This window comes from Acinetobacter sp. WU_MDCI_Abxe161 (genome assembly GCF_025514355.1).
In the GTDB taxonomy this organism is placed as follows: domain Bacteria; phylum Pseudomonadota; class Gammaproteobacteria; order Pseudomonadales; family Moraxellaceae; genus Acinetobacter; species Acinetobacter pittii_E.
In genome coordinates this window covers 105,872-125,495 of record NZ_JAHPTU010000006.1, presented here as the reverse complement: position 1 = coordinate 125,495, position 19,624 = coordinate 105,872, and the positions used below count along the sequence as shown (strand labels likewise).

General features: G+C 40.0%; 18 protein-coding genes. 12 read left to right on the top strand and 6 right to left on the bottom strand.

Going from position 1 to position 19,624, the window contains the following annotated elements:
• Positions 1 to 96: 96 nt before the first annotated feature.
• From KTI78_RS08935 to dsbD, 3 genes are read left to right on the top strand one after another with little or no spacing between them, the layout of a single operon-like run.
• Positions 97 to 642, top strand: coding sequence for an ankyrin repeat domain-containing protein (locus tag KTI78_RS08935; protein ID WP_032054517.1), 546 nt, complete (start codon positions 97 to 99; stop codon positions 640 to 642).
• A gap of 12 nt (positions 643 to 654) precedes the next feature.
• Positions 655 to 1,422 carry a transporter gene (locus KTI78_RS08930; RefSeq protein WP_262445844.1) on the top strand — a complete coding sequence of 256 codons (768 nt, stop codon included), beginning with the start codon at positions 655 to 657 and terminating at the stop codon, positions 1,420 to 1,422.
• Positions 1,423 to 1,440: 18 nt separating this feature from the next.
• Positions 1,441 to 3,267 (top strand): protein-disulfide reductase DsbD, encoded by a 1,827-nt coding sequence (gene dsbD, locus KTI78_RS08925; protein WP_262445843.1) that lies wholly within the window; start codon positions 1,441 to 1,443, stop codon positions 3,265 to 3,267.
• Here dsbD and KTI78_RS08920 read toward each other — a convergent pair.
• Entirely contained in the window at positions 3,262 to 4,455 is a 1,194-nt protein-coding gene (locus KTI78_RS08920) for a GGDEF domain-containing protein (protein WP_239966975.1), read from the bottom strand. The two genes, dsbD and KTI78_RS08920, sit on opposite strands and share 6 nt — an antisense overlap.
• 174 nt (positions 4,456 to 4,629) lie before the next feature.
• Positions 4,630 to 5,541 (bottom strand): alpha/beta hydrolase, encoded by a 912-nt coding sequence (locus KTI78_RS08915; protein ID WP_174728134.1) that lies wholly within the window; start codon positions 5,539 to 5,541, stop codon positions 4,630 to 4,632.
• Positions 5,542 to 5,693: 152 nt separating this feature from the next.
• Between KTI78_RS08915 and KTI78_RS08910 the strand changes: the two genes are divergently transcribed.
• The gene (locus KTI78_RS08910; RefSeq protein ID WP_002121971.1) at positions 5,694 to 6,131 is read left to right on the top strand and encodes a DUF2147 domain-containing protein; all 438 of its coding nucleotides are present in this window, start codon (positions 5,694 to 5,696) and stop codon (positions 6,129 to 6,131) included.
• A gap of 38 nt (positions 6,132 to 6,169) precedes the next feature.
• On the opposite strand, the gene KTI78_RS08905 is transcribed toward KTI78_RS08910, so the two are convergent.
• Positions 6,170 to 6,520, bottom strand: a complete 351-nt coding sequence (locus KTI78_RS08905) for an arsenate reductase (protein WP_016142747.1) — start codon at positions 6,518 to 6,520, stop codon at positions 6,170 to 6,172.
• Positions 6,521 to 6,975: 455 nt separating this feature from the next.
• On the bottom strand, positions 6,976 to 7,800 hold the full coding sequence (locus tag KTI78_RS08900; protein ID WP_016142748.1) for an exodeoxyribonuclease III: 825 nt from the start codon (positions 7,798 to 7,800) through the stop codon (positions 6,976 to 6,978).
• A gap of 38 nt (positions 7,801 to 7,838) precedes the next feature.
• Between KTI78_RS08900 and pyrE the strand changes: the two genes are divergently transcribed.
• Entirely contained in the window at positions 7,839 to 8,489 is a 651-nt protein-coding gene (gene pyrE / locus KTI78_RS08895) for an orotate phosphoribosyltransferase (RefSeq protein WP_005300604.1), read from the top strand.
• Positions 8,490 to 8,537: 48 nt separating this feature from the next.
• On the opposite strand, the gene KTI78_RS08890 is transcribed toward pyrE, so the two are convergent.
• Positions 8,538 to 10,724, bottom strand: coding sequence for a TonB-dependent receptor (locus KTI78_RS08890; protein WP_262445842.1), 2,187 nt, complete (start codon positions 10,722 to 10,724; stop codon positions 8,538 to 8,540).
• Positions 10,725 to 10,953: 229 nt separating this feature from the next.
• On the bottom strand, positions 10,954 to 11,166 hold the full coding sequence (locus KTI78_RS08885; RefSeq protein ID WP_239966980.1) for a DUF1737 domain-containing protein: 213 nt from the start codon (positions 11,164 to 11,166) through the stop codon (positions 10,954 to 10,956).
• A 160-nt stretch (positions 11,167 to 11,326) separates the two neighbouring features.
• Between KTI78_RS08885 and gshB the strand changes: the two genes are divergently transcribed.
• The 7 genes from gshB to ftsZ all read left to right on the top strand — a co-directional run bounded on the left by gshB (position 11,327) and on the right by ftsZ (position 19,550).
• Positions 11,327 to 12,271, top strand: a complete 945-nt coding sequence (gshB, locus tag KTI78_RS08880; RefSeq protein ID WP_016142750.1) for a glutathione synthase — start codon at positions 11,327 to 11,329, stop codon at positions 12,269 to 12,271.
• Between the two features lie 237 nt (positions 12,272 to 12,508).
• Entirely contained in the window at positions 12,509 to 13,606 is a 1,098-nt protein-coding gene (murG, locus tag KTI78_RS08875; RefSeq protein WP_224992172.1) for an undecaprenyldiphospho-muramoylpentapeptide beta-N-acetylglucosaminyltransferase, read from the top strand.
• Between the two features lie 11 nt (positions 13,607 to 13,617).
• A complete protein-coding gene (gene murC, locus KTI78_RS08870; protein ID WP_016142752.1) occupies positions 13,618 to 15,066 on the top strand; it encodes a UDP-N-acetylmuramate--L-alanine ligase in 1,449 nt (482 codons plus the stop codon).
• 37 nt (positions 15,067 to 15,103) lie between these two features.
• Complete coding sequence (locus KTI78_RS08865) at positions 15,104 to 16,030, top strand: D-alanine--D-alanine ligase (protein ID WP_002121862.1); 927 nt, start codon at positions 15,104 to 15,106, stop codon at positions 16,028 to 16,030.
• Between the two features lie 2 nt (positions 16,031 to 16,032).
• Complete coding sequence (locus KTI78_RS08860) at positions 16,033 to 16,887, top strand: cell division protein FtsQ/DivIB (protein WP_224992170.1); 855 nt, start codon at positions 16,033 to 16,035, stop codon at positions 16,885 to 16,887.
• Positions 16,888 to 16,947: 60 nt separating this feature from the next.
• Positions 16,948 to 18,210 (top strand): cell division protein FtsA, encoded by a 1,263-nt coding sequence (gene ftsA / locus KTI78_RS08855; protein ID WP_002122057.1) that lies wholly within the window; start codon positions 16,948 to 16,950, stop codon positions 18,208 to 18,210.
• A gap of 164 nt (positions 18,211 to 18,374) precedes the next feature.
• Positions 18,375 to 19,550: a cell division protein FtsZ gene (ftsZ, locus tag KTI78_RS08850; RefSeq protein WP_262445841.1), complete on the top strand. Its 1,176-nt coding sequence runs from the start codon at positions 18,375 to 18,377 to the stop codon at positions 19,548 to 19,550.
• Positions 19,551 to 19,624: the final 74 nt, after the last annotated feature.

Below are 19,624 nucleotides of genomic sequence, written 5' to 3'. Positions count from 1 at the left end.
TTCACAACATTAGGTTTGCAATGCGATGCAATCAACCTCTAAAATCTTCATATGAGATTAGGCATAATAGCCCTAATATATTTTTGAGAGATGGTCATGTTAACCACCCAGCAGCAAGCTTTAATTAAAGCCATAGAAGAATTAGAACTCGCGCAAGTGCAAAAATTACTTGCTGACGGGCTTGATCCGAACTTTATTGATCCGGAACAAGGACCACCTGTATCAATCATTTGTGACGGAATTTTCAAATGGTGGGAAGATGTATCAGAAGCCTATGAAGCGGGTACACCTTTATCAAAAGAAGAAAAGCAACAAAGATTACAAGTTTACCTCGATATTCTTGAAGCTTTAATTCAAGCCAAAGCCAACGTACACCTTTGGGATGCAGAAGAGTTTTATGGCCCTTTATGGGATGCAGCAAGCTCGGCATGTGCTCCAGCCGTTCAACGTTTACTCGATGAAAAAGTTGACCCAAACACACGTGATGAAGAGGGTCTCACTATTTTATCTTCAATCAGTCAGTTGTTCTTTGATTGTGACTTTGATGAAATAGACTGGTCAGAAGCGCTTCAAGAAGAGCGTGAAACACTCGAGTTATTGCGCCAACATGGGGCAAAAATGTCAAAAGAACTAACTACTTGATTGGATAATAGAATGAGAACATTTCAAATTTTAACTTTTGCTCTGACCACTGTTGCTGCAGGAAGTGCTTTTGCCGCAGAGTTCTCGTTTGACCGTCCAGGTGCTGGAATGGGAACGGGAATTACTCCTGTAGGTAATTTAGCGTGGGAGCAAGGTTTACCAAGCGTAACCTATACTGAGTCGACTGTTGACGGTGTTAAAGAAAAGACCGTAACCTTAAATCAGGATATGTTATTCCGTACAGGTTTAGCGCGTGATTTAGAATTACAATTAGGATGGCAAGGTCCAGCATGGACCCAAACTAAACGTGCTGGCAAAAAAAATGATACTTCAGGTTTTGGTGATGTAAGTATTGGTTTAAAAAAAGCTATTGATTTAAAAGACGATAGATTGTCTATGGCAGTGTTGGCAGAAGCTATCATTGCAACGGGAAATGATAAATTTACAGCCCATGACGACATTTATAGTCTTAGCTCTGCGGTAGCTTACCAATATAGTGATTTAGTGGGCACCTCAATTACCATGCGCTACGAAGTGCAGAATAGTGATTGGGCAGTGACAGCAGTACCGACGATTGACTATAAAATCGCAGGTAAGCTATCAGGTTATTCTGAGTTCATTTACCGTAAAGCTGAAAGCCAAGACTATGAGTATGGTTTAGGTACAGGTTTAGTCTACGCCGTAAATAATCGTACACAACTCGATGCAAGTATCGGGGTTGATTTGAATGGTCAAGACAAGAGCTACAACGGTGGCTTAGGCGTGGCGTTCTTGTTCTAAATAAAGCAATTTAAATTTATGTTAATGAAAAAGCTTATTCATCAGGGAATTCTTTATTTTCTAGCAGTTGCTGTTTGTGTGTTTAGCCAGTTGGTTTCTGCGCAAGATAAGCTACTTTCACCCGAACAAGCTTTTTCATTTTCGGTTGAATCTTCTGAGCCGCATACTGCGAGTTTGTCTTGGCAGATTCAGCCAAATTACTATCTTTATCAGCATAAATTTTCCGTACAACAAGGTACTCAACCTTTAGCTTTAAAGTTACCGAAAGCGATTGCCCAATATGATGAAAATTATGGGCAAAGTCAGGTTTATTACCATCAAGTTAATTTCCAAATTAAGACTAAGCCATCAGAGCACTATAGTGTGACTTGGCAGGGCTGTGCCAAAGACCGTATTTGTTATCCACCACAAACTATTGAGTTTCAAACTGATGCAGATGGCCTAGTTGGTGTACAAAACCAAGCAGGAACAGCCCCAAAACGATTGCTAGATTTAGCAAATACACAATCTGACACTTCCAAGGGTTCAGAATCTGTAGAAAAAGAGCAAAATACAGAGACAGCAGTTACTACAACCACACCACAAATTGCGCAAGATCAGATCTGGTCTGCTAAGTTAATTGAGAACTCGCTGTGGTATGGCGTTTTATTATTTTTAGGTTTAGGCATGTTGCTCGCATTTACACCATGCTCTTTACCGATGTTGCCCATTTTAACTTCACTCATCATTCGGGATCATAAAGGTCTAAAAGCTTGGACCATTGCACTTACTTTTGTGTGTAGCATGGCATTGGTTTACGCAGGCTTAGGTTTAATTGCCTCTTCGGCAGGTTTAAATTTCCAGCGCTGGTTACAACAGCCAGCAACCTTAATTGCTTTTAGTTTGCTGTTTATTGTCTTTGCTCTGAATTTATTCGGTCTGTTTGAGCTTCGTTTACCACAAACATGGTTAAACCGACTTGATCGTATTCAGTCGATGCAACAAGGTGGCACTTTAGTAGGTGCTGGAGTCATGGGTGTGGTTTCTGCACTCTTGGTGGGTCCTTGTATGACCGCACCCCTCGCTGGAACTTTATTATTTATTTCTCAAACACAAAACCAGTGGCAAGGGGCTTTGCTTTTATTCTGTCTAGGTTTTGGAATGGGAATTCCGCTATTACTGGCAAGTATTTTAGGGGCGAAATTTCTGCCTAAAGCTGGTGACTGGATGCATCAGATTAAAGTTATTTTTGCTTTTCTGATGTTAGGTTTAAGTCTTTATTTTATTCGTCTTTTATTGCCAGATTGGGGCATGCAAGTTCTTAGTCTCGTATTAGGTCTCGCTTTTATAATTTATGCGCTTTATCAGTTTTTCTGGAAAAAAGGGCAGCTCCAATGGCTCTACGCGATTTTATTATTAATCGTTACACCTTTTGTAGCCTATAACCAATACCAACACATTCAAAATCGAACTTTGCAAAGTTCTAATCATATGGCCGAATGGCATATTGCAACTACAGCAGTGGACTTTGAGAAAATTTTAGCAGCAGCGCCTACAGATCGAGCTATTGTCGTTGATGTCTATGCAGACTGGTGTGTTGCCTGCCAACCGATTGAGCATCGTATTTTAAAAGCACCTGAGGTTCAGTCCGCTCTTGCATCTTATTATTTAATTAAGCTTGATTTGAGTCATTATGACCAGTCACATGAAGCGCTACTCAAAAAATGGAATATTTTAGGTCCACCGACCTATCTATTTTTAAGCCCAGAGCAAAAAGAAATTCGTGCATTGCGTTTAACTGGTGCTTTTAATCAGCAAGAACTTTTGCAACAACTTGCGAGTTTGGCAAAACTAAAAGATTCATAAGGTATTCATCGTTTCAATCTGATGAAATGTACGTACTTGATTGCGTCCTGAAGCTTTTACTGCGTAGAGTGCTTGATCAGCTTGTCGAATAACAAGATAAGGATCTTCTGCAAAAGCTGAACTGCTGATTCCAAAACTTGCACTAATATGAATAGGATTGTTTTGAGCGCTACAAACGGGTAGTTCTTGCAAAGCAAGACGACAACGCTCAGCAATTTTCTCTGCTTGAATAATATCGGTGTGAGGGAGTAATAAAATAAACTCCTCTCCACCAAAACGTCCAATAATATCCTCGTTACGCAAGTTCTCAGAAAGACATTGAGCGATTTCAATTAAGACTTGATCACCTTGGTGATGCCCGTATATATCATTAATTTTTTTAAAATGATCGATATCGAGAAGTACTACTGCGTAATCAAATTGCTGTTGGTGTAGCGACTCTAAATGCGTGTTTAAACTACGTCTATTTAATACATTGGTTAAGGGGTCAAGTTGGCTTAGGCGTTGAATATAAGTTTCACGTTGCCGCCATTGAGTGAGCAATATTTCAAATAAAATAAAGCAAGCCAATAAGATGGGCATAATAAAAAAAGCCATGCTCCCTAACCAAAAGGGGTTAGTTTGAGCATGTTCCATAGCCTTAAAATTAAATAGAGGGGCATAAGGCACAGTACCGCTCATACTTAAATATGTACATACCGTTAAAATAATCGTCGCAGGTACAAGGGCGCTATAAACAATTTTACGGTCAAATAACACCAGACCGACACCAATCGTGCCCACATAGCCGACCATAGTGGCTGGGCTAATACTGCCAATTAAATATCCATCATGGCATAGCATGAGTGCAAAGAACTGCACACTAATGAAAGGAATGACTCTTTGAGCCCACTCAACATTTTTGTATCGATAGCAGGGGATAATCAAAAGGCCCAATAAAAATAAGGTCAATAAATTAAGCCAGATTTGTGACTCAACTAAAGGTAGATTTGCCCATTGCCAGACGCTTGGCGTAATTAAAATATAACCTTTCCATAAGATCCAACTAAAGTTCATGGCGCAGGCAAGTGTGAGCATCAGTGCGCTTTTTTGTAGTGGTGTCCAGTTGATGATGTGATTGTTATGGATGAAATCGATTATCACCTGTTTTGTTCTATGTATGGGATAAGTGATTAAACGATTTTTCATAGTACGTAAGGGCTCCTAAATTTAGATGCCTCTTTGTTAGACCATTCTAATATTGGATTGTTTAAATTAATTTATATTTTAAACATAGCATGATTTTCATTTTATACATGATGCCTTTTATAAGGAAAATGATGTGAAAAGTTTTTAGAGCTATTCACATCATTCATAAGTAAATTAAGTTTTATCAAGCTCATGGGCAAATTCAGCAATATCTGCCAATGCTTGTTTTGCTTCATCAAACCATGCATTAAACATCTGAAAGTTATGCCACATGCCTGTATAAAGTTTGAATTGAACTTTAACGCCAGCCTCTTCAGCTTTTTCTCTAAAACGCTTGGCATCATCTAATAAGATTTCTTTAGATCCTACTTGAACCAAAGTTGGCGGTAGGCCATGCAAGTCATCGAAAATAGGCGAAACGCGTGGATCATCAGCTGCAATATGATTGCCTATATAGTACTGAGTTCCTGTTTGTAGGGCTTCAATAGATAATAATGCATCATGTTTTTTATTAAATCTGAGAGACTCACTCGTGAGCGTTAAATCCAAAAATGGAGATAACAAAATCAGGCCACTCGGCATAAGCTCAGGTTGTTCTTTTAAGCGTAAGCAAAGTGCTAGTGCTAAATTTGCTCCGCATGAATCACCCGATAAAATAATATCTTTAGGCTGAACGCCTTGTACCAATAAAGATTGATAGATGTCATATAGTGCTTCAGTCGCCTCAGGGTAGGGATGTTCAGGCGCAAGCGGATAATCCACATGAATAATCTGCATTTGGGTGCGGGCAGCTAAATCGGTCATAAAAGCATGGTGAGTTTTGACACTCCCAAGGAAAAAAGCACCACCGTGAATATGAAAAATCAGTTGAGTTGCAGAATCTTGCGGTTTGATTTCTTCACCTTTAATGCCTGCTAACCGAATTGGGCGCACAGAAACATTTTTTTGTCGTGGAAAAGCACGACACATCTGATCTAGAACGGGACGTAAAGCAGTAGCCGGCAAATTTAGCTGGCTTGGCTTGCGAATTGTTGTTTTAAGAAAAGTTTCTGTAAAGTAATATTTCCAAACATTTGATATATTCATATAGCATCCATTTTTATGCTAGTTTCTTGTTTTCTTGTAAATTTTATTTTGCAAGATTACAAGGTTACACGAAACAGTCACATTCAAAAATTGCAATATCTTTGCGACTTCTGAATACTGAAAATCTTGAAAGACCCAAGGATATTACAAAAATGAAAAAGATTGCTTTAGCTTTAGGACTCATTGGTATGGCTGCATTTGCCAATGCAGCTGATTCACTCAATGGAACGGTATGGAAAACGATTGATGATCAGACCAACAAGCCAAAAGCCGTAGTGAAATTTACGGAACAGAAGGACGGAACCTTAACTGCAACCATTCAAAACATTTTGACACCGGGCGAAGAAAACGCTTGTACAAAATGTGAAGGTCCGTATAAAAACAAACCACTTAAAGGTGTCACCATTGTACATAATTTAAAAAATGTAGGTGGTAACAGTTATGAAAACGGTACGATTTTAGACCCAAAATCTGGTAAAACTTACAAATTGAAAGGTGAGTTAACCGATGGCGGTAAAAAGCTTAAACTGCGTGGTTATATTGGCGTTTCTGCACTTGGTCGTAACCAAACATGGATTCGCGCGAACTAAAAGTTTTAATAAAAAAACGAGCCGTATGGCTCGTTTTTTTATGCTTGGATATTTTGATAAGTGGTTTCATCGAAACCTACAATGAAACCTTGAGCGGTTTGTAAAACAGGTCTTTTAATCAAACTTGGTTGAGCAATGAGTGCTTCAATAAGGTGATCTTCATTGCTTAAAGCACGATTTTGTTCTTCTTCTGAAAGCTTACGCCAAGTCGTGCCTTTTTTGTTGAGAACAGTATCTTGTCCAATTTCTTTTAACCAGATTTTTAGAGTATCTGCATCAATGCCTTGTTTTTTATAATCATGAAAATCGTAGCTAAGCCCTTTGGCTTGCAAAGCATCAAAAGCTTTTTTCATTGAGTTACAGTTTTTAATTCCATAAATTTTTAACATTTTATCGGACCATGTCAAAAAGAGAGAGCACACAGCCTAACCCAAAAAGCTTTTAAGCACTACTTTATACCGATACTTTTAAAACAAATGAAAATTAATGATTAATTGAAAGAGAAATGTCATGTTATTGTCATAAGACAAGGCAATAATGAGGTTAATAAGAAGAAGTTAAAACTAAAAGAACTTAGCGCAAAAAATAAGAGACTAAAAAAGAGAAAACCCGCATTTAATCATCCTGATCATGCGGGTCTCATTTCAACGTCCATTGTCACATCCTTGCAAATAAACTTATCATAAGTTTATTTTATCTTCCTACGGCGTCCTATCCTTTTGCGTCATCCTGACTGCTTCCCTGTGCCGTGGGGCTATAATGCCGTTAAAGCTGTGTAAGAAAAATACTCAAAAACGACATATGCTGTAAGCGAAAACGACAATGCAAGTGAACAGTTGTTCACTTATTCTTGAATTTTGTAGTCGATAATGACAGGTGCGTGGTCACTAAACCATTGATCTTTATAAACCCAAGCATTAATTGTGCGGGCTTTCCAGTCTGGTGAGCAAGCATGATAGTCAATACGCCACCCTACATTTTTTGCACGGGCTTGACCGCGATTTGACCACCATGAATAAAGTTCTGCTTCTGCGCGAACCACACGGAAGGTATCGACATAACCCAGTTCGTCATAAATATGATCAAGCCATGCACGTTCATGTGGTAAACAGCCAGATGATTTTTGATTACCTGACCAGTTTTTAATATCTATTCGTTTATGAACAATGTTGTAGTCACCGCAAATGATGACTGACTTATTTTCATCACGCCATTGTTTCAAGATTTTTGCGTATTCACCTAAAAATAAATCTTTACGTGCTTGCGCTTCTTCACCACTTGAGCCTGAAGGTAAGTATAATGATGCAATATGTACCGGATGTGACAAACCTAAATCGAATTCCGCAGAAATAAAGCGGCCTTGACTGTCAGCTAGCTCAAACCCTAAACCATCTTTAACAGAGACGAAGGGTAAGCGGCTATATATCGCAGTCCCTGCGTAGCCTGCACGCTCTGCTGGAAAGAGATGGGTATGCCATCCTTCGGGTCTAAACTTTTCAGTCCATTGTTCATGGGTAATGCGGCTTTCCTGCATGCATACGACATCGGCATCTGATTGTTCTAACCATTCAAGTAAGCCTTTCGTTACTGAAGAACGTAAGCCATTTACGTTAATGGAAACGACTCGAAGAATTTTTACATCACTTGGATACTGATCCTTTGGTATCATGCGAAAATTTAACCTCAATTGTGAATTTGGAGCACCTCATGACAACGCCTGTGTCATTTCACCCGCAAGCATTTATCGAACTCGCATTATCACGCGGTGTGCTTAAATTTGGTGAGTTTACTTTAAAATCGGGGCGTGTGAGTCCTTATTTTTTTAATGCGGGCCTACTCAATGATGGTGAAGCTTTATCTCTTTTAGCGCAAGGCTATGCCGATAAATTAACACAATGCCAAAATGTTGATGTGATTTTTGGACCAGCTTATAAAGGTATTCCTTTTGTAGCAGCGACTGCTGTTGCTTTGTCGCAAGTGCATAACAAAAGTGTTCCATGGGGCTTTAACCGTAAAGAAGCAAAAGATCATGGCGAAGGCGGTGTTTTAGTTGGTGCTGCGGTTGAAGGTAAAAAAGTCTGGATTATTGATGACGTGATTACCGCAGGTACAGCAATTCGTGAAGTTGTAACGATTTTGAAAAACGCTGGCGCAACTATTGCGGGTGTTTTGGTGGCATTAGATCGTCAAGAACGTGGTCAAGGTGAGCTTTCAGCAATTCAAGAAGTTCAAAAAGAATTAGAAATTCCTGTGCACGCCCTAATTACCATGAAAGATTTAATGGATTATTTAGAGGCGAAAGGCGAAAAAGAAGCTTTAGCTAATATGCAAGCGTATCGTGAAAAATACGGTATCTAAAAATAAAAAGGCATACCTCTAAATAGGGTATGCCTTTTTAATATTTACTTAAAACTGATAATTCAAACGCAATAGCACATTACGTGGTGTGCCTGGCATGCTATCTGAGCGCCAGTACTCTTTATTGGTTAGATTATTCACCGCAAGTGTGACGTTCCATGGGTTAGCACTATAACCAATCGCCGCATCGACACGGTTAAAACCTTCCATTTTTACTTGATTATTAAGATTTGGATAATAAGAGCCCACATAGGTCACACCCACTTCGGTATACCACTGCTCGGTTGGTAAATAGCGAACAAATAAATTACCCGTGTTTTTAGATGTGTTGGCTAAATAATTGCCTTCTTGTTCAGGTTTTTGTTTGTCTTCTTTTACCTTAGCATCTGTATAGCCATAACCACCACGGACAAAGACATTATCAAGTACACGGCCAATAAAACTAAATTCAAGACCACGGGATTGATGCTGACCAGCAGTTGCCCATACTTCCGGTTCTTCATTAGGTTTTGGTTTATAGCGGATATTATTTTTACGAATATCAAAGACAGAAAGTTGAGTATTTAAACGATTATCTAACCATTCACTTTTTACCCCAACTTCGTATTGCTCGTTATATTGAGGTTCTTTATCCATTTTTGTGACATCGGTGCTTCCAGTGACTTGGTTGACACCCATTTGTCCGCCAAATGGTGCAAAGCTCTTAGAATAAGACGTGTAAAAGCTATGTTCAGGAAGCGGTTGCCATACCAAACCAACATTTGGGCTAAAGCTACCATCTTTTACGTTACGGTGTTCATTCGTTAACTTGTTGGTGGTTGAAAAATCGAAGTAGTCGTAGCGGACGCCCATCATCAGTTTAAGTTGGTCATTTAGACCAATTAAGTCCTGAATAAATATGCCGTAAGTTGTGCCTTCATTATAGTTATGCTGACTAATTTTTAATGGGCCATTGCCACGGCTGTACTCTCGTTCACCAGTGATTGGATTAACGTAACCATAAATGGCTGACCCATTTTGAGTTTTATTGGCTAGACGTGGTTCTCGTTGTTCATAAGTCCAGTCTGTACCCAACATAATTTGGTGTTCAAGCTGGCCTGTTTTGAACTTGCCCTTAATATCAAATGTATTGGTGGTGGTCTTATTGCTGGTTTGTTGCCAGTAATAAATTTGGTCGATGTAACCTTTCTTTGTACAAGTCTCATTCTTTGAGCTTTTTCCATCTAACCCACAATAAGTTCCAAAATAAAAGTGGTCAAAGTTCTGTTCTGCTTGTCGGTAACTTGCTGCCCAGTGGAAGTTCCAATCAGGCGCATATTGATAATTCACATCGGTACGGACCACTTGCAAAATATCATCAACATAATCGCCGTCTTGGGCAAATCCTGTTTTGATTGAAGTTCCCGCAGGCAGAATGTCATGTGATGGTCCGCGATCAGGTACACGCCCTAATTTGTCATAAGTATATTGCGTGGTCCAAGTGAGTGTTCCATCGTCATTTTTATAAGTGAAACTTGGTGAAAACATTTCAATCTTATTTTCAATACCAGAGCGGAAGCTGCCTGTCTCGCCATATTCTCCCGTTAAACGGACTGCTAAATTGTCATTAATGATTTGGTTGATGTCAGCGGTTGTTCCGTAGTTATCATATGAACCCGCATATGCGCCAACTGAACTTTTAGAGTCAAAATTGGCGAACTTACTCACCATATTCACAACCCCACCACCAGCGCTACGACCATATAAAACAGAAGCGGGGCCTTTTAAAATTTCTATACGCTCGATATTGGCTGTACTACGGCGTACTTGTCCGCTTTCACGTATACCATCACGGTAAATATCGCCTGTATCAGCACCAAAACCACGAATCGTGATGCCATCACCGCGCATATCGTAACTGGTTGATACCCCTGGCGTACCTTGCAGCATCACACTTAAATCATTCGATCCATAAATTTTATATTTCTGCACATCAATGGTATCAACGGTTTGAGGAATATCTTTTTTGTCTAAACCATTACGTGTGACATTGGCCTTGTCATAATCGATATAACTTTTAATCGGGTCGAGCTCACTCATGGCTTCAATTTTTATGGTGGGCATGGTAGCTGCCACTTTTGATGAGTCAGTTACATCTTCTGCATAGGCCCCTTGAATATTCAAGATCATTAAACTGAGTAAGCTGAGCGGGAATGAACCCTTAATTTGGGGAGATGATAAAGAAATTCTTAACATAAAAATAAAATCAATTAACAAAAATAAAAGTATAAATGATAATTATAATCATTTAATTGTTTAGAATAAAAGAAATATTGCCTTAAAAAATGACATATTTATTGTTTAGTAACTGATTTTTAGAAAGATGATTGGGGAATTAAACGGATAATATGAGTTAACTCATTAGTTTTTCTTGTTAATTGATTTTTGAAAGGGGAGCTTTTACCGATTAAAGCTCCCCTTAGAATTACGCATTATTTTTGAGAACATCTAAAATATCCATTTCTGGATCATAATTTTCATTAATCGTTTTACAAATTGCTTGTCCAACAATCACATGCGTGCCATTAAAGGTCATGGTTGGCGCTCCATATAATTCCCAGCCATGATTCAGTGCTTTAGTCACTCGTGCACAAAAAGCAGAGTCATCAGGGCCAGTTAAATAGCGATAAAGTTTCATGTTTAGCCTTTAAATATAATGTTTTATGGTCATAGTTTAACTGAATTTACTTAAATTCCAGATCAAGAAATAACAGATAATGTTTTACTGAAATTAAGAAAAACCAGTGAAAAATCTCAGTTATACTCATGCTAATTTAAATTTTAAGAAGAGCTTGAGCATGCGTGTACTTGTCGTCATGGATCCGATTGAAACCGTAAACCTTAAAAAGGATTCAACCATGGCAATGTTGTGGGCGGCGAGCCGTCGTGGACATGAATTAGGTTATGCATTACAGCAAGATTTATATATTGATCAGGGTAAGGCGTACGGCCTAATCTCACCGTTAAAAGTTTTTGAAGACTACAATCATTACTATGAGCTAGGCGAAAAGAAAAAAGAATCTATCGCAGCTTATGATGTTGTGCTCATGCGTAAAGATCCACCGTTTGACATGAATTTTGTCTATACAACTTATGTGCTTGAGCAAGCTGAGCGCGAAGGTTCATGGATTATTAATAAGCCTCAGTCACTGCGTGATTGCAACGAAAAATTGTTTGCAACGCAATTTCCAGAACTACAAGTACCTACACTTGTGACATCGCAACAAAGTTTAATCCGTGAATTTATTAAAGAACATGGTGATGTCATTGTTAAGCCACTTGATGGTATGGGTGGTATGGGTATTTTCCGTTTATACCAAGACGGTGTAAATATTGGTTCTACCTTGGAAATGCTGACAGAGCTAGGTACACGCCCAATTATGGCACAGCGTTATATTCCTGAAATTGTAGAAGGGGATAAGCGTATTTTAATGGTAAACGGTGAGCCTATTCCTTACTGTTTGGCTCGTATTCCACAAAATGGTGAAGTACGTGGTAACTTGGCAGCAGGCGGTTTAGGCCAAGCGCGTCCGCTTACTGAAAACGATAAACTGATTGCAGCTAAAATTGGTCCTTTCTTACGCGAAAAAGGTTTGGTTTTTGTTGGTTTAGATGTAATTGGTAATTATGTCACTGAAATTAATGTTACTAGCCCAACCTGTATTCGTGAAATTGATGCTCAATTTGGTACATCAATTGCAGACAATTTATTTGATGTATTAGAAGCTGGTCGTTCAGCTTAACTCGTTATTTCAGGTGGTTTTCCATGGTATTTATGGGAAATCACCTGAAAATATATAAATTAATAAAATAACAATACTAAATACACCACAGCTTTGTAGGCATATTTTCAAAAAAGCACATCTTTCTGTTATAAACGAGTGAAATTCGCTTTTCGTTAATGAAGCTTTAGGATTAAAATAAACGGCTACAAAAATAGATGACAATTTCCATTGTTTTTTGAGTTGAAGAATTAGACCGTGACCGATTCACAGCAAAGCAAACCCAAACATGTCATGATGATGGCTGCCGGTACAGGTGGACATGTTTTTCCAGCCCTCGCCGTAGCCAAACAACTTCAACAACAAGGTTGTCAGGTTTCATGGTTAGCCACGCCAACTGGTATGGAAAATCGGTTGTTAAAGGATCAAAATATTCCAATATATCAAATTGATATCCAAGGGGTTCGTGGCAATGGATTAGTCCGTAAAATTGCTGCACCTTTTAAAATTTTAAAAGCCACTTTGAGCGCAATGCGCTATATGAAACAGCTTAAAGTTGATGCAGTTGCAGGCTTTGGCGGTTATGTGGCGGGGCCGGGTGGTTTAGCCGCACGTTTGTTAGGTATCCCTGTACTTATTCATGAGCAAAATGCAGTTGCAGGTTTTACCAATGCGCAGTTATCTCGCGTTGCTAAAGTGGTGTGCGAAGCATTTCCAAATACCTTTCCTGCTGGTGGAAAAGTCGTAACCACAGGAAACCCTGTGCGTCGTGAAATCACGGATATTTTAAGCCCAAAGTGGCGCTATGATGAGCGTGAGCAAGCGGGTAAACCTCTAAATATTCTAATTGTTGGCGGTTCTTTAGGTGCTAAAGCACTCAACGAACGCTTACCTCCAGCATTAAAACAATTACAAGTTCCACTCAATATTTTTCACCAGTGTGGCCAGCAACAAGTTGAGGCAACTCAAGCACTCTATGCTGATGCACCAGCTCATTTAACTGTTCAAGTTTTGCCTTTTATTGAAGATATGGCAAAGGCTTATAGTGAGGCGGATTTAATTATTTGCCGAGCTGGAGCACTCACGGTAACAGAAGTTGCAACAGCAGGTGTGGCCGCAGTTTTTGTACCACTTCCTATAGCAGTTGATGACCACCAAACTGCAAATGCCAAATTTCTGGCTGATGTCGGCGCTGCGAAAATTTGCCAGCAATCGACTATGACACCAGATGTTTTAAATGAATTGTTCACTTCGCTGATGAACCGCCAATTACTTACCGAAATGGCAGTGAAAGCGCGTCAACATGCCCAACCAAATGCGACTCAGCATGTGGTTGATCTTATCCAAAAAATGTAATCGGATTTACTATGTCTCCATCAACAGCTGCGAACCAAGCAAAAAAACTGATTAAAGTGCCTGAAATGCGCCGTATCAAACACATTCATTTTGTGGGGATCGGTGGCGCTGGGATGTGTGGCATTGCAGAGGTTTTGGGTAACCAAGGCTATAAAATTTCCGGTTCAGACATTAAAGCGTCTAAAACTACAGAACAATTAGAGAATAATGGCATCAAGGTTTATATTGGCCATCAACCGGAAAATATTAAAAATGCCAATGTGCTTGTAGTTTCTACAGCAATTGATCCGGAAAATCCGGAAATTAAAGCTGCGATTGAACAGCGTATTCCAATTGTACGTCGTGCAGAGATGCTAGGCGAACTGATGCGTTATCGTCATGGTATTGCTGTAGCAGGTACACATGGTAAAACCACAACTACAAGTCTTTTGACGACGATGTTGGCTGAAGAAAACCTCGACCCAACTTACGTTATTGGTGGTTTACTTAACAGTACAGGCGTAAATGCAGCGTTAGGTGAAAGCCGTTTCATCGTAGCTGAAGCTGATGAATCAGACGCATCTTTCCTTTATTTGCAACCAATGGCAGCGATTGTAACGAACATTGATGCTGACCATATGGATACCTATGAAGGTAGCTTTGATAAATTAAAAGATACATTTGTACAGTTCCTTCATAACTTACCATTTTATGGTTTAGCCGTAGTGTGTGGTGATGACGCCAATATTCGTGAGATTTTGCCGCGTGTAGGCCGTCCGGTTATTACTTATGGTTTTAATGAAGATAACGACATTCGTGCAATTGATATTGAACAAGATGGTATGCGCTCGCACTTTACTGTGTTGCGTAAAGGCCGTGAACCATTACGTCTAACGATTAATCAACCGGGTTTGCATAATATTTTAAATGCCTTGGCAGCAATTGGTGTTGCAACAGATGAAGGTGTTTCTGATGATGCAATTAGCCGTGCATTAGAAGGATTTAGTGGTGTAGGTCGCCGCTTCCAAGTGCAAGGTGAGTTTGAACTTGCTGATGGCAACGTTAAGTTAGTTGATGACTATGGACACCATCCTAAAGAAGTAGAAGCAACCATTAAAGCTGCTCGTCAAAGCCATCCGGATCGTCGTTTGGTTATGTTGTTCCAGCCACATCGTTACTCTCGTACTCGCGATTGTTTTGATGACTTCATTGAAGTGCTCTCTCAAGTCGATCAATTATTATTATTGGAAGTTTACCCTGCTGGTGAAAAACCTATTGTGGGTGCAGATAGCCGTACTTTGGCGCGTAGTATTCGTTTACGTGGACAAGTAGAGCCGATTTTGGTCGATCCGGTTGAAGGTAATTTGCAAAACATCATGCAAAATGTGTTACAACCAAATGACTTGTTATTAACGCAAGGTGCGGGTAACGTGGGAGCAATTTCAGTAGAACTTGCACAACACCATTTGTATGTGAAATAAACAAAAAGTATTGAATTATCGGGTTAAGGATTTAAACGTGTCAAATGCTACAAAATTCGGCAAAGTTGCCGTGTTATTTGGTGGGAAATCGGCTGAGCGTGCTGTGTCTTTAGATAGTGGTCAGGCAGTTTTGGACGCTTTGTTACGTTCAGGTGTTCAGGCTGAAGCATTTGATCCGCAAGACCGCAGTGTGACTGAACTTGTAAATTATGATCGTGCATTTATTGTATTGCATGGTCGCGGCGGTGAAGATGGCCAGATTCAAGGTGTTCTTGAATGGTTAAATCTGCCTTATACAGGAACCGGTGTACAAGGTTCTGCTATTGGCATGGATAAAGTTAAAACCAAGCAAATCTGGCAAGGTAGTGATTTACCTACAGCGCCATATCGCATTATTACTAAAGAAACAGATTTAGATGCGGTGATTGCTGAGTTGGGCTTACCTGTCATTATCAAACCTGTACATGAAGGCTCAAGTGTGGGCATGAGTAAGGTTGAGAAAGCAGAAGACTTTGCTGCAGCAATTGAAAAAGCGACTCAGCACGATGCTGTGGTGATGGCCGAAAAATGGATCACTGGTCGTGAATTCACAATTTCTTTCCTAAATGGACAGCCATTGCCGGTTATTCGTTTGCAGCCACCAGCAGATGTTGCTTTCTATGACTATGAAGCGAAATATCAACGTAATGATGTAGAGTATGGGATCCCTTGTGGTCTCAGTGAGACTGAAGAGAAAAACCTGCAAGCATTGTGTTTACGTGCTTTTCAGGCTGTTGGTGCAGAAGGCTGGGGGCGTATTGATGCAATGCAGGATGAGCAAGGTAATTTCTGGCTTTTAGAAGTAAATACTGTCCCAGGTATGACCAGCCACTCTTTAGTTCCAAAAGCTGCTAAAGCTGTTGGTTATAGCTTTGATGAATTGTGTGTTGCAATTCTTGAGCAAACATTGGAAGGTACGGCTTAAATATGGCACAACTTCCGGCTTCCATGCGCCGTAAACGTGCGGCCATCACCTCTATTCATGATAAACCGCCTACACGTAAGCAGAAACTTGCGAATGCTGGTGGATGGGTGCTGTTGGTTATTGCTTTTGTAGTGCTGGCAGTCGGAGTTTATGGGTTATATAAAGTTATTACAGATGCAAAAGTTGCAAAACTAGAAGTTGTCGGTTCAGCCTCATCGGTTGAAACACAACAAGTGATGCAACATGTTGCTCCAATTATAAAAGCAAATTATTTCACATCTGACTTAGAGCAGATTCGTGACAAAACATTAGAAATTTCATGGGTAGACCGAGTTGTTGTATCTCGTGCTTGGCCCAATGGTATTCGTGTTCGTGTCATGCCTCGACATGCTATCGCCCGTTGGGGAACAGGTCGCTTGTTAAGCGATGGAGGCGATGTGTTTAGTGAGGCGGAGCCAACAATTCATCCTGAACTTCCGTTGCTTCATGGGCCGGTAAGTCAGTCAAAAATGATGATGCGACGCTATAATGAAATTAATCAATTATTCCATCCTGTCAATTTACGCTTAAAAGAGTTATATCTGACTGAGCGAATGACTTGGTTTATGCAGTTTGACTCTGGTTTACGCATTATTGTTGACCAAGATCAAACAATGAATAAGTTGCAACGTCTAAGTCATTTGGCACAATCTGACTTAAAACAGGTGTGGCCGAAAATCTCAGCCATTGATTTGCGATATCGTAATGGATTATCTATTCAATGGAAGAACGCAACACCACCTAAAATTGTGAATGGTCAGTTTGTTGTAACGATTGATGACACAAGCATTGCAGGTGGAACAAAAGCAAAGCCATAATACGTGGCTTTAAAATAGGCAATTTGCCTGGTATTAAACAACAAAGAAATGGTATGAGTGATGAGTGAAGCTGTTCCCTCAGTTGTTGCGATTGACATTGGGACGCATAAAGTTTCAGTTTTGATTGGAAAAATTCATGCGCCGGATAACATTCAGGTTATCGGTATGGCAACTGCTCGCAATCGAGGCATGAATAAAGGAAAAATTGTAAGCCTCGATAAAGTCATTGCTGCGATTAAAAATGCTGTTGCGGAAGCGGAAAATATGGCCGAATGTCGCATTCATAGCGCATGGGTATCTATTCCGAGTACCGAGTTGCAAAGTTTTTATGCCTCTGGTCGCACACCAGTATCTAATCCAGCACATGTGATTACAACAAATGAAGTTGTGCGCGCGTTAGAATTGGCAAAAGCAAGTCATGTGACTTCTGATTACTATTTAGCAAGTGCAGTACCGCTAGGCTTTGAATTAGGTGATTCTGCTGAATGGGTTCAGAATCCAATTAATATGACTGCCCATAGTATGACTGGACATTATCAGTTAATGATGATGCCTATAGCGACTATGCAAAACCTTGATCGTGCGATGAAAGGCGCAAATATCGGGGTTGAAAAAATGGTGGTGTCTTGTCTGGCAACCGCTGAGGCAAGCTTGCTGAAAGATGAAAAAGAGTACGGTGTTTGTCTCGTTGATATTGGCGCAGGCATTACCAATCTTGCAGTTTATCTTGATGGACGTTTAGCGCTAGCGCGTACATTGCAGCGTGGTGGTGAGCATGTCACACGTGATATTGCCGCTGTATTGCAAACTACGACAGAAGAAGCTGAACGAATTAAAATTCTACATGGTTGTGTCGATTTAAGTGCTGTTAAGCCAGATCACATGATTCAAGTAGAAGGGATTGATGGCCCTCAAACTATTAGCCGGATTGAGTTGTCAGAAATTATTATTGCTCGTTATGAAGAGATCTTTAGCCAGATTCGCGATGAACTCGAACAAAGCGGTGCAATTCATGGTTTATACCATGGTGTAGTATTGACAGGGGATGCTTGTCAAATAGAAGGTATGGTGAGTTTAGCTCGTCGTATGTTGGGTGTATCTGCACATTTGGGTAATCCACCGTTACAGGTTTATGCTGATGATCAACATCAAGCAGCCTTACGTCGTTCTATGTATGCAACAGCAGCTGGTTTGCTCATGTTTAGCCAAAGTGAGTTGCAAGATGCTGTTGAAGAGCCTGAAGAGGCAAATGACCGTTCGGTATGGGAACGAATGGTAAATGGCTGGAATGCGTTTAATAGCAAGTTAAAAGCCATTTTTTAGGATGTATGTATTTATTGGTAGAATTGTTAGGAAGTTGTAAGAGAAAACCGCTGTACTTGACAAGGTTGGTATTGCACAGCATTCTTAAAATTAGTTATTTTTGAAAATCAAGGCAGTATACGGGCTGAAGTGACTGCCATAATGTATTAGGAACCCTAAAGGTCATGGCCTCATTTGAATTTATAGAAGATGAACTAAACGATGGCAACGGTCAAGCCCGTTTCACTGTATTTGGTGTAGGTGGTGGTGGCGGTAATGCCGTTCAACATATGGTGCAGTCTGATATTCAAGGTGTTAAATTCGTTTGTGCCAATACAGACAAACAAGCACTGGACTGTATGAATGCACCTTTTAAAATTCAGTTAGGCGAGCAAAGTACACGTGGTCTAGGTGCTGGTGCTAACCCTGAAGTAGGGCAAGTTGCAGCAGAAGAAAGCCGTGAAATTATTCGTCATCACCTTGAAGGTACCGATATGGTTTTCGTTACCGCTGGTATGGGTGGTGGTACAGGTACTGGTGCAGCACCTGTGGTGGCTGAAGTTGCCAAAGAAATGGGTATTTTGACTGTTGGTGTAGTTACAACTCCATTTAACTTTGAAGGCCGTCGCCGTTTAAAATCTGCTGAACGCGGTATTGAAGCACTTGAAGCACATGTTGATTCATTGATTATTATCCCTAACCAACGCTTATTGAGCGTATATGGGGATATTTCAATGAAAGATGCTTACAAAAAAGCTGATGATGTATTGTTAAACGCTGTACGTAGTATTTTTGACTTGGTTGTTAACCGTGGTCACATTAACCTTGACTTCGCCGATTTGAAAACTGCAATGAGTACACGCGGTTACGCAATGATGGGTGCTGGTTTAGGTCGTGGTGAAGACCGTGCGCGCCAAGCTGCTGAACAAGCGATCCGTAGTCCATTACTTGATAATGTTAATATTATTAATGCCAAAGGCGTGTTAATTAACATTACGGGTGGTGATGATATTACGTTACGTGAAACAGAAATCATTACTGATGTTGTGAACCAGATTGTTGACCTTGATGAAGGCGAAATCTTCTACGGTACAGTATTTGATCCAGATGCACGTGATGAATTACGTGTAACAGTGATTGCAACCGGTTTAACTCGTAATGCAGCAGATGCTGAACCGAGAAAGCGTAATACGGTAAGCCATGCATCAACTCAATCAGCTCAATCTGTTGATGAAGATGATGTTCCTGCAATCAATAAACGTCAAAATACTGATAATGAAGTCAGTAGCGCAGCAAGTTCTACTCCGCGTTCTTCTCCAATGAGTATTCAAGATTACTTGAAAAATCAGCAACGTAAGTAAATAATCGTTAGATTTAATGAAAGGCAGTGTTTAAACACTGCCTTTTTTTATTTTTGATCAATGACTAAATATGC

Coding starts and splice junctions, on each gene's coding strand:
- KTI78_RS08935 (WP_032054517.1), top strand. CDS start 97: ATGTTAACCACCCAGCAGCAAGCTTTAATTAAAGCCATAGAAGAATTA.
- KTI78_RS08930 (WP_262445844.1), top strand. CDS start 655: ATGAGAACATTTCAAATTTTAACTTTTGCTCTGACCACTGTTGCTGCA.
- dsbD (WP_262445843.1), top strand. CDS start 1,441: ATGTTAATGAAAAAGCTTATTCATCAGGGAATTCTTTATTTTCTAGCA.
- KTI78_RS08920 (WP_239966975.1), bottom strand. CDS start 4,455: ATGAAAAATCGTTTAATCACTTATCCCATACATAGAACAAAACAGGTG.
- KTI78_RS08915 (WP_174728134.1), bottom strand. CDS start 5,541: ATGAATATATCAAATGTTTGGAAATATTACTTTACAGAAACTTTTCTT.
- KTI78_RS08910 (WP_002121971.1), top strand. CDS start 5,694: ATGAAAAAGATTGCTTTAGCTTTAGGACTCATTGGTATGGCTGCATTT.
- KTI78_RS08905 (WP_016142747.1), bottom strand. CDS start 6,520: ATGTTAAAAATTTATGGAATTAAAAACTGTAACTCAATGAAAAAAGCT.
- KTI78_RS08900 (WP_016142748.1), bottom strand. CDS start 7,800: ATGATACCAAAGGATCAGTATCCAAGTGATGTAAAAATTCTTCGAGTC.
- pyrE (WP_005300604.1), top strand. CDS start 7,839: ATGACAACGCCTGTGTCATTTCACCCGCAAGCATTTATCGAACTCGCA.
- KTI78_RS08890 (WP_262445842.1), bottom strand. CDS start 10,724: ATGTTAAGAATTTCTTTATCATCTCCCCAAATTAAGGGTTCATTCCCG.
- KTI78_RS08885 (WP_239966980.1), bottom strand. CDS start 11,166: ATGAAACTTTATCGCTATTTAACTGGCCCTGATGACTCTGCTTTTTGT.
- gshB (WP_016142750.1), top strand. CDS start 11,327: ATGCGTGTACTTGTCGTCATGGATCCGATTGAAACCGTAAACCTTAAA.
- murC (WP_016142752.1), top strand. CDS start 13,618: ATGTCTCCATCAACAGCTGCGAACCAAGCAAAAAAACTGATTAAAGTG.
- KTI78_RS08860 (WP_224992170.1), top strand. CDS start 16,033: ATGGCACAACTTCCGGCTTCCATGCGCCGTAAACGTGCGGCCATCACC.
- ftsA (WP_002122057.1), top strand. CDS start 16,948: ATGAGTGAAGCTGTTCCCTCAGTTGTTGCGATTGACATTGGGACGCAT.
- ftsZ (WP_262445841.1), top strand. CDS start 18,375: ATGGCCTCATTTGAATTTATAGAAGATGAACTAAACGATGGCAACGGT.